General features: G+C 64.6%; 10 protein-coding genes. 3 read left to right on the forward strand and 7 right to left on the reverse strand.

Going from position 1 to position 8,475, the window contains the following annotated elements:
- Window positions 1–3 precede the first annotated feature (3 nt).
- Entirely contained in the window at window positions 4–753 is a 750-nt protein-coding gene (locus ACIP60_RS22145; RefSeq protein ID WP_400686983.1) for a transposase family protein, read from the reverse strand.
- A gap of 538 nt (window positions 754–1,291) precedes the next feature.
- On the opposite strand from ACIP60_RS22145, the gene ACIP60_RS22150 reads away from it, so the two are divergent.
- Both ACIP60_RS22150 and ACIP60_RS22155 read left to right on the forward strand, forming a co-directional pair.
- A complete protein-coding gene (locus tag ACIP60_RS22150) occupies window positions 1,292–1,852 on the forward strand; it encodes a hypothetical protein (RefSeq protein ID WP_400686985.1) in 561 nt (186 codons plus the stop codon).
- Window positions 1,853–2,083: 231 nt separating this feature from the next.
- A complete protein-coding gene (locus ACIP60_RS22155; RefSeq protein WP_400686987.1) occupies window positions 2,084–2,614 on the forward strand; it encodes a hypothetical protein in 531 nt (176 codons plus the stop codon).
- A 57-nt stretch (window positions 2,615–2,671) separates the two neighbouring features.
- Here ACIP60_RS22155 and ACIP60_RS22160 read toward each other — a convergent pair whose 3' ends face one another.
- From ACIP60_RS22160 to ACIP60_RS22170, 3 genes are all read right to left on the reverse strand, one after another.
- Complete coding sequence (locus ACIP60_RS22160) at window positions 2,672–4,033, reverse strand: NACHT domain-containing protein (RefSeq protein WP_400686989.1); 1,362 nt, start codon at window positions 4,031–4,033, stop codon at window positions 2,672–2,674.
- 281 nt (window positions 4,034–4,314) lie between these two features.
- Window positions 4,315–4,995 carry a maleylpyruvate isomerase family mycothiol-dependent enzyme gene (locus ACIP60_RS22165; protein ID WP_400686991.1) on the reverse strand — a complete coding sequence of 227 codons (681 nt, stop codon included), beginning with the start codon at window positions 4,993–4,995 and terminating at the stop codon, window positions 4,315–4,317.
- Window positions 4,996–5,034: 39 nt separating this feature from the next.
- Entirely contained in the window at window positions 5,035–6,291 is a 1,257-nt protein-coding gene (locus ACIP60_RS22170) for an IS256 family transposase (RefSeq protein WP_400686993.1), read from the reverse strand.
- Window positions 6,292–6,446: 155 nt separating this feature from the next.
- On the opposite strand from ACIP60_RS22170, the gene ACIP60_RS22175 reads away from it, so the two are divergent.
- Window positions 6,447–6,653, forward strand: coding sequence for a hypothetical protein (locus ACIP60_RS22175; RefSeq protein ID WP_400686995.1), 207 nt, complete (start codon window positions 6,447–6,449; stop codon window positions 6,651–6,653).
- Window positions 6,654–6,725: 72 nt separating this feature from the next.
- Here ACIP60_RS22175 and ACIP60_RS22180 read toward each other — a convergent pair whose 3' ends face one another.
- The 3 genes from ACIP60_RS22180 to ACIP60_RS22190 form a co-directional block, all read right to left on the reverse strand.
- Window positions 6,726–7,148: an NUDIX hydrolase gene (locus ACIP60_RS22180; protein ID WP_400686997.1), complete on the reverse strand. Its 423-nt coding sequence runs from the start codon at window positions 7,146–7,148 to the stop codon at window positions 6,726–6,728.
- Window positions 7,141–7,794 (reverse strand): NUDIX hydrolase, encoded by a 654-nt coding sequence (locus ACIP60_RS22185; protein WP_400686999.1) that lies wholly within the window; start codon window positions 7,792–7,794, stop codon window positions 7,141–7,143. The genes ACIP60_RS22180 and ACIP60_RS22185 overlap by 8 nt, the downstream gene beginning before the upstream one ends.
- A gap of 52 nt (window positions 7,795–7,846) precedes the next feature.
- A partial coding sequence (locus ACIP60_RS22190; protein WP_400687001.1) for an IS3 family transposase occupies window positions 7,847–8,475 on the reverse strand: 629 nt, incomplete at its 5' end.

An 8,475-nucleotide genomic window follows, 5' to 3' on the forward strand; every position in this document is an offset into this window, starting at 1 on the left:
TTTTCAGCGTTGGAGCTCAAGGGTGAGGATGGCTTTGGCTGCTGACGTCAGCCAGTTCGGACTGCAGCGGGCGTGACGGAAGATCCTCCAGCGTTTGATCGTCGCCACGCCCCGCTCGACCGGATAACGGAGTCGGGCGTGGGCCCGGTTCAACGATCGCTGTGTGGTGCCGAGTTCGCTGCGGGGCGGGCGCCTTGCCGGCACCGCGAACGTTCCGCCCGCACCGGTGTACGCCATGTCGGCCAGGGCCGGGACACGGAGCCGGACGCAGGTCTTCACGATGCCGCGGGTGCGGGCTGCGGTGAGGTCGTGGGTGCGGCCGGGCAGGGCGCGGGAGATCCACACGAGCTTGCCTGCCGGGCCGGTGATGACCTGATGGTTCACGCCGTGGCGGCGGTGCTTGCCCGAGTAGTCCGCGCGGCCGTCGCCGACCCGGTCGCACTCGGCGAGGGTGCCGTCGACCAGGACGTACTCCGCGTCGGCCTCGCGCAGGGCCCGGGTCAGACCGGGCGCCTTGCGGGCGAGCAGGTCGGTGACCTGGTGGACGTAGGCGTGGGCGGTACCGACGCTGATCCGGAAGCCGGCCGCGATCTGCGCGAGAGTGTCGTGCTTGCGCAGGTAGACCAATGCGACGAGGGCCCGCTGGGAGGGACGGAGCTTGCAGCGGCGGTCACCCTCACGGGTGACGATGAGCATGGTGACCCACTCGACGAGCGCGTGCGGCAGGTTCAGTGCGGCAGGATAGGTAACCACCAGGGCTCCCCGGCAACAGAGTTGAGACGTCAGATACCTCACTCAACAGCCAGGGGGCTCTGCCGGTTCTTCCTCGCCCGCGAGCACCCGACCGTCACCCGATCGGTGGCCGCCTTGAAAAGGCTCAGTGAGTCAGTGGCAGGACTTCACCACGGGTGAGCGGATCAAGATGCTCCGTGGGAAGGAGGCTCAGACCGATCTGGCGTCAGTCGAACACGAGTCGCGCGGACGAACGCTGGTTGGCGCGTCCACTCCCCAGAAATACAAAAGGCCTCTGATTCGGCGGCCTCGTTGGTCCCAAGAAAAAGCTGTTTTGCTTTCGACCTTGAACATCCAGTATATCATTCCATGATCGAAAAGTCAATCCTCGTCCGGCTTCAGTAAGGCATTTTCCAGACATCCCTTTTGTTGCTATCCGGAAGCGTATCCCCCTTGAGGCGCCAAATTTCGAGTGCGCCAGAGGTGGGGCCCTCCAGCCGTTGCCGGCGGGCCGGAAGGGGTCGAGGCCGTGCCTGGGCTCAGGTCGGCAGTTTTCCGATTGGCCAGCGCACAGCTGGATTCGCCGTATGGTGAGTGGTTTGGGGTGGTGCCCGATGAGCTTTCTGGGTCCCAATGGATTCGTCAACCCTATCTGGAGGATTCCGTGCTTAGTCTCTCTCAATCTCGCAAGTCATTTCACGAGATTCGGAGGCTGCCTGACCAGAATATCTGGAAGACGCTCTTTGAGTGGCAAGGAAATTCTAAGCCTCTGGCAGATCCACGTTACTCGGCCTACCTCGAGACGGTGCCACAGCGATCAAACTGTCCTGAGATCGCAGCAGTGGTGGAAGATCTGACTGATTTGCTGCCGACTGCTTGGCAGGCGCGTATCCGCAACATCTACGTCGGACGTAATCTGTTCGGCGAAGCCAATGCTGAGGCGTGGCGCTCCGGCGAGGTTGGTGTGGTGGAGATGAACTACGGCATCACCAAGGCGGCCGTGATCTATGCAGTTCTCTATTGCAAATACTTCGCGATGCTTGAGACGCTCGGAACCAAAATCGACTGGGACGACCCTGACGATGAGGATGACGAGATCCTACTCATGATCCTGGAATAGGTTGAGCGCGGTGGCTTCGAACCGATCCTTGTTGCTGAGCGGTCCAGGGACAGTTGGCTTCAGAAAGGTGAGGTTCATCCCGCACATCCGCTTCTGAACGAGCTCCCGGCAGGGCGCAGTGAGGCCAGCTATGCGGATGCGGTGGTGTGTATCGAGGAATTTGTTATTGCTCACGAGTTATCCCATCACCTCCTCGGTCACACCGACGATGGGTATAGGCGAGCTGCTGACGTGAACAAGGCGCTGGATCAAGCTCTGAAGCGATACTCGGTGGTGTTTCCTTCTGGCGAGGAACTGAACCCATCTCAGCTCGGCGAGCTGCGTGCAGATGTCCTTGCACTTTTCATTATCATGGGCGAGTTCGTGGGTGCCCAATCGCACGCACGCACCTACCGGGCGACTCTGGGCTCCATCGTTGGACTAACAGCCCTCGCCCACATTCATGACACATGGTGGGTCACAAGTGAGCAAGGAGAAACACATCCAGGATTTCTGACTCGCTACGAGGTGGCTTCGCAAGTTATCAAATCTGTTAGCCGTGACATGGAGGTTGGGCCTGTTGGCGATCACCCACTGGGATTTATGGCACAGCTTACTGGTTGGGTCTCGTTGGTACTTGATACGTGGCTCTCGCGAAACGAAGTCAAAGGCCACAAGCCCATCAATATCATGCGGCTGGCATACTGGCTATTTGAGCGGTCAGAGCAGTTGGAGGAAGACCTGGCGGCCCGTGGACTCGTCCCGAAGGTGGCACCTAAATAGGAAAGCTGTTGGCCGCCGGGCGGTAGGATTAGACCCGGATCTCATTCTGGCCGTGGCCTATTGGCTGGAGCCTTGGGAAGCTGTCTCGTACAGCCGATAAATGACTTGCACAACACCCTCCACTGCATCATTGATGGCCGACGCGGCCAAGGTGGCTGATGGCTGCTGACTATGCGCGATCTGGTTCCGCAGGTACCATGCTGAGCGAAGGCGCTCAGAATCCTTTCGGGCAATTAGACCGCGAGCCTCGGCTTCAGCAATTAGCCGCACTCCGTAGAGGCTATGGGAAGGCTCGCTGTGGGTATCTTCCCCGTCTCGTGCATCTTGATCCCGGATCATCCCTTGCAGGCAGTTCTCTAGCGTTCCCCAGCTCCAAGTAACTGCATGTAGCCCAAAGGCTGGTTCGGTCCTGGAGCGGTGCATCAGGTCTCGAATCACCTTAAGCGCCGATAGGACTTCGGCGGGGATGGCTTCGTGTTCAGGGATCTGGGTGTTCTTTTTTTCTCGTGCCGCGGACGTGCCCATCAAGGCGTATGTGATGAAAATGCTGGGATCAAGGCGACCAGCATGGCGATGCGAGGGGTCAGATGAAGTGACGAGGATTCGTGCCTTTGGGTAAGCAACACTGAAGAGCTTTATCGCTGTGATCATGTCATTGACTCGGCTCTGACTATGAATTTCAGAGAGGCCGTCAAACATGACTAGCGTTGGCTTGCGATCTAGGTGACGTTCGACCAAGCCAGCTGGCGGACGCAGTTGAAAGACGCTCTCAAGGCTGTGCTCGATGAAGCCCACGACTGATGTACTCGGAGTGGAGAACCCTGAGAACCGGAGTAGCGGCACAAAGAAAGCTGTTGGACTTCTATCATCAACGGCATGTCGAAGCGCTAGGGCATGACAGAGCATGGTCTTCCCAGAGGCAGTATCGCCAAGCAGCAGTGCATGGTGGATCGCATGGTCGAATTCCTCGACACTGCAATTATTATCTTGTGGCTCTGAAACTCGTACGATGCGTGGTGGTTCGTAGAAGTCGAAGAAGCGGCGATAGTCGCTACGAGCGCCTGGAGCGCTGGCGCTGAAGTAGTTGATGGCCATGCGGCGATAGCGGGTGAGGAAGAGAAGGTCTTCGCGCTCGGATGCCGTCGGGGCCGGCGACTTCTCTGTGGCGGCCACCCACAAGGGGCGGAACTCCTTCTCGTCGCCGTCCAGACTGCGGATCAGCTCGGCCACTACTTGCCAGGACGGAACCCTCTTGCCACTCAGCGCCTCCGCGGCGGTCGTATGGCTCAGCGTCCCGTTGGACAAGCGGGCGATCTCGCGCAGGCTGGGCTGCCCAGCGCGCTGGCGCAGAGCTGACAGGCCGGCGGCAAGCCTCTTGACCGCCTCGTCGGCGTTCGTCGTCTTGTCGTCGCTCGGCATGAGGGCGTCCTTCGTCTGGTCCTGAAGCTGCCTGGGGAACCTACCCGGCGGCATACTGTAAGATTTGCCTTACACTTCGATCTTACGGTCGGGGTGGGGTGCTATGCGGTTGTCCAACCATGATCTCTATCACCTCATTGAGGGGGCGGACGTGTCCAGTGACCAGGCCTTTGGCGAGGATGACGATCCGAGCTGTGATTGTCCCAGCTGAGCAATTGTCAAAACCTGTGGACGGGAGGACCGGCCACTGACGGGCTGTGATTGCGGAAGTCAGGGGCTTATCACCCCAGCGCGAGCCAGGTGATGTCCAGTCGAGCGATCCGGGAGGACTCCTCCGGCTCCAGCGGCTCACGTCCGGTGATCTTCCGAAGAAACCGGGCGTGACTCCATCCCAGCTCGGTCACCCCGCTCGTGTCCGGTCCGACGAGAAGCTCCAGCAGCAGATTCGCGGCCGGTGGCGTCAGCCATGTCTCCAGCCCGATCGCATCGGCCAAGTCGATCCCGTGCACGGCGATTTCGAAGACGCGCGTCAGCATGAAGTCGGCCAGCAGCATCGCGTCGCCGTGGCGGGTCCGCACCACCCGGTGCTCCGCCTCCGTGCGGCACAGCTCCTGGGCCTTCTGCCAGGTCCGGGTGAAGTCGGCGACAAGGCCGGCTCCCGAGCGGTGACGGGCGGCACGGTCCCGTCCCAGATCGATTCGGGCCGCGTTGGTCATGGTGCTGAAGCGGCGGTCCGGCCTGTAGTACTCGGCCGCGGAGACCTCCGGGGTCTCGGGGGCATGGCCGTCGATCATGTCGGGCACCCAGTCCAGGACGACGCAGACGTGGCCCAGCAGTTCCCGGGCGGACCACGGCGCACATCGTGTCGGGCGGTCCCATACGGCTTCGGGCAGCCCCGCGAGTTCCCTGCCGAGCGCCTCGGCCTCTGTCTCGAACGCGTCCAACACCCGGGTGAGGTCCATGATCGTCAGGCTATCAGCGGGCCTCGCGCCGGCCGGTGGTCAGGCTGCGGCCGCAGGTTCCGGGCGTTCGACCAGGATGCCGTTCTCGAAGCGGGCGCCGGCGCGGACCAAGGCGACCAGGCGGGCGCCGGTGATCGCCCGCCAGCGGTCCTGGGCGGACTCGACGAGCTTGAAAACCATCGCGAGAGCCGCGGCCGGGCTGCCGGCGCCGCGGGTGACCTTGGTGCGGAGCTTGACGGTGGAGAACGTGGACTCGATGGGATTGGTGGTCCGCAGGTGGATCCAGTGCTCGGCCGGGAAATCGTAGAACGCGAGCAGTTCCTCGCGGTCGTCGGTGATCTTCGCGACCGCCTTGGGCCACTTGACGCCGTAGGTCCTGGCGAATGCCTCGATCGCCTTCTCGGCGTGCGCGCGGTCCTCCGCGTTGTAGATCTCCTGCATGGCCTTGGTTGCGCCCGGTTGTGCGGACTTCGGCAGGGCATTCGAGGCGTTGCGGGCTTTGTGGACCCAGCATCGCTGATGGCGGGCGGCCGGGAACACTTCCCGCAGTGCTTTCCACAGGCCCATCGCACCGTCGCCGACGACCAGTTCGGGGTCGCGCATGCCGCGCCGGCGGCAGTCGCGCAGCAGGTCGGCCCACGACTCGGTGGACTCCCGCAGCCCCTCGGCGAGCGCGATCAGCTCCTTGGTGCCGTCCAGCCGCACGCCGAGCAGGACCAGCACGCAGGAGTGCGCCTGGCCGAGCCGGACCTTGGGGTGCACGCCGTCGGCCCACACGTAGACGAAGTCGCGCTCCGACAGGTCGCGAGCCTGGAAGGCGGCGTGGTCGTCGCTCCACTGCCTGGTCAGCCGGGTCACGGTCGCCGGCGACAGGCCGGCCGCGCCGCCGAGGAACTGCTCCAGCGCGGGCACGAAGTCCCCGGACGACAGGCCGTGCAGATAGAGCAGGGGCAGCACCTCGGAGACTTTCGGGGACTTGCGGCACCACGGCGCGAGGATCTTCGAGGAGAACCTCTTGCGCTCACCGGTCTCCTCATCGACCCGGCGATCGTTCACCCGTGGGGCCCTGACCTCGACCGGCCCGGCCGCGGTGACCACGGTGCGCGGCCGGTGGTGGCCGTTGCGAACCACCAGCCGCCGCCCGTGCTCGTTGGTCTCGGCCGCCAGCTCGGCTATGTACTGGTTGACCTCGGCCTCCAAAGCGGCGGCCAGCATCCGGCGGGCGCCCTCCCGGACGATCTCGTCGATCAAGGAGCCGGACAGGGTCGAGCCGTCGTCGGTGACTACGCTGAGCACGGGCGTGCCTTCCCGACCCGCGCTGCGAACGCGGGCCTACTCGGTGACCATCACAGGATCACTCGGGAAAGTACGCCCTCCGCGTCCGCTCCCGCGGTGATCCACAGGTTCCGAGCATTGCTCGTCCCAGCTCGCGAAAGGGGCGCAGGAACGATGTGGAGAAGCCGAACGGCTGGACGCTTCGGGTCGCGGACCCCCGGCAGAAGCTGGCGCGGGCTGCGGTGCACTACCGGGGCGTCGCGCCGGCCAGTCTGGCGGTGTACATCGCCACTGGTCAGGTCCACGGCCAGACCATGTGGGCGCTGGTGGTGGTGATCGCCATCTTGGCCATCACGGATGTGGCCGCCCGCCGGACCGCATGACCCCGGCTTCGTACGGCCGATCCTGGAAGCGGATGACTAGGCGGGTACAGATGGATGTCCATCTGTACCCGCCTAATCGCGTTCCTCGGGGGCCAGGACCTCGTCCAGGTACTGCTGCACCGGCTCGAACAGCCCGTACGGCACGAACTCGGCGATCTGCTCGTGCGTGACCCAGGCCAGCTCGGCCAGCTCCTCGGTGTCGACCACCGTGGCGGTGCCGCTCAGCACCTCGCAGGCGGCGTACGACATCTGCCGGCCGGTCTTCGGGTGAACGCGCTCGCCGAGCAATCGGGTGGCCTTCACTGTCAGGCCGACCTCTTCCGCGGTCTCGCGGACAGCAGCTGCTTCCGGCGATTCGCCGGCCTCGATCTCACCGGCCGGAAACTGCCACGACAGCTCACCCTCGGCGATGCGGCGCTGGACCATCAGGACGCGGTGGTCCTGGACCACGATGGCGGCGGCAATGCCCGGCTTGGTGCTGGTCGGCTCAGTCATGCTGTGGCTCCTCCAGTGCGTTCAGGATGGGCGGGAAGATCGTATCGACGGGGATGAATCGGGGCAGCGAGTTTCGCGGCACCCACATCACGTCGGCGTTCTCCACCGTGTCCTGGTTCTGGGCCTCGCCAGCCAGGTAATCGGCGAGGAAGTACTCGCACCACACGCCGGTCGCTGGGTGGAGCCGGCCACCGAGGTCTTGGCGGACAGCGCAGTGAACGCCCGTCTCGGCCAGCGTTTCGCGGACGGCCGCCGACTCGGGCTTCACCCCGGGTTTGATGACGCCGGCCGGGAACTGCCACCGAATGCCAGCGGTCTCGTCGTCGCGGCGGCAGACGAGCAGCATCTCGGCCCCGCGGACCACCACGGCAATGGCCACCCGCAGGGCCTGGGCGGTGGTGACCGAGCCGTTGGGCTCGGTGAGCAGCAGGGCGAACCGCTTTTGCGCGGCGAGCGGTGCCGTCTCCAGTGCTTGGTCGAGCAGCTGGTGCATCTCGGTGCGCGGTACCAGCTCCGGGCTCTTGTGCCAGCTGGCCACTGTCCGCAGCCCGATGCCGAGCCGACTGGCGAACGCCTCGTTGGTGTCGCGCAGGGACTCCTGGAGCCAGCAGGCGGATCGGCCGGTCCAACTCACCACCACGTCCACCTGCTGCCCCTCCCCGGGCCTTCGCCCGTGAAGGTGGACACGCGGTTGGTTGTCACGCGGCGAGTGTGAGTTTAGCGGTGTGGTGTCGGTGTTCGTAGTCGTTGGGGCTGAGGTGGCCGTTGGCGGAGTGCCGGCGGCGGGTGTTGTAGCGGGTCAGCCAGGCGAACACGGTCCCGCGGCAGGTGGCGGGGTCGCCGTAGTCGCGGGCGCCCTGGAGGGTTTCGCGTTTGAGGGAGGCGTGGAAGCTCTCGCAGGCCGCGTTGTCCGCGCTGCTGCCGACCGCGCCCATCGAGCGGGTGACGCCCAGGTGCGAGCACAGGCCGGCGAAGGCCCTGGACCCGTACTGCGCGCCGTGGTCGGAGTGGAACACCGCGCCGTCCAGGCCGCCGCGGGTCGCGGCCGCCATCCGCAGCGCGTCCGTGACCAGGTCGGTGCGCATGTGGCTGGCGATCGACCAGCCCACGGCCTTGCGGCTGAAGCAGTCCAGCACGGTGGCCAGGTAGAGGAACTCCCCGCCCGCCAGCGGCAGATACGTGATGTCGCCCATGTACTTGCGTCCCGGCTCGGTGGCGGTGAAGTCCCGCTCGAACAGGTCCGGGACAGCCCTCGCGGCCGGGTCGGGAACGGTGGTGCGGACCCGTCTGCGCAGGCGGACGCCGGCGATGGAGTGGGTCCGCATGA

Source organism: Kitasatospora sp. NPDC088783, from assembly GCF_044750705.1.
In the GTDB taxonomy this organism is placed as follows: Bacteria; Actinomycetota; Actinomycetes; order Streptomycetales; family Streptomycetaceae; genus Kitasatospora; species Kitasatospora fiedleri.

Bases quoted from the DNA above. Each gene is read 5' to 3' on its own strand.
- ACIP60_RS22165 (WP_400686991.1), bottom strand. From the start codon at position 4,995: ATGGACCTCACCCGGGTGTTGGACGCGTTCGAGACAGAGGCCGAGGCG.
- ACIP60_RS22160 (WP_400686989.1), bottom strand. From the start codon at position 4,033: ATGCCGAGCGACGACAAGACGACGAACGCCGACGAGGCGGTCAAGAGG.
- ACIP60_RS22180 (WP_400686997.1), bottom strand. From the start codon at position 7,148: ATGACTGAGCCGACCAGCACCAAGCCGGGCATTGCCGCCGCCATCGTG.